The 590-nt window shown below is 67.3% G+C and carries 1 protein-coding gene; it reads left to right on the top strand.

What is annotated here, in order from left to right:
- Positions 1–117 precede the first annotated feature (117 nt).
- The coding region (locus tag N801_RS22195) for a winged helix DNA-binding protein (protein WP_052113321.1) at positions 118–590 on the top strand (473 nt) is incomplete at its 3' end.

Below are 590 nucleotides of genomic sequence, written 5' to 3'. Positions count from 1 at the left end.
CTGCTCAACAAGCCCCTGCTGCGGGACCTGATTACCGACATTTCGCCCGGCAAGGAACGCCTGTTTCCCGACGCCGGCGGCGAAGACGATTGATCCCGCCCTGCCCGGAACCCCGCCATGACCCCTACCCTCCCCGATGCCGCCGGCAACCCTGCCCTGGAACCGGTGCGCATCCTGTCCTCGGCCCATCTGGCCAACGGCCCGCATGCCGAATTGTCCGAGCTGGAGTTCGGCCTCATCATCGCCCACAACGCCTTCAGCCGCTGGGTGGCGCGCTGCATGGCCGCGGCCGGCGAGCCGGACCTGGGCTTCAACGACATCCTGGTGCTGCACCACGTGCACCACCGCCAGCGCGGCAAGAAGCTGGCCGACATCTGCTTCACCCTCAATTTCGAAGATACCCATGTCATCAGCTATGCGCTGAAGAAGCTCGCCGCGCTGGGCCTGGTGCAGGGCGAGAAAGCGGGCAAGGAAGTGCTCTATGGCACCACGGCCAAGGGGTCGGCGTTGATCGAGGCCTTCCGCGTGGTGCGCGGACGCTGCCTGCTGGCCGCCATCGATGGCGACCTGGCCGACGGCGCGGCCCATGC

This window comes from Knoellia aerolata DSM 18566 (genome assembly GCF_000768695.1).
In the GTDB taxonomy this organism is placed as follows: Bacteria; Actinomycetota; Actinomycetes; order Actinomycetales; family Dermatophilaceae; genus Knoellia; species Knoellia aerolata.
Note: the sequence above shows the minus strand (reverse complement) of the source record. Positions and strands in the feature narration are given on the sequence as shown.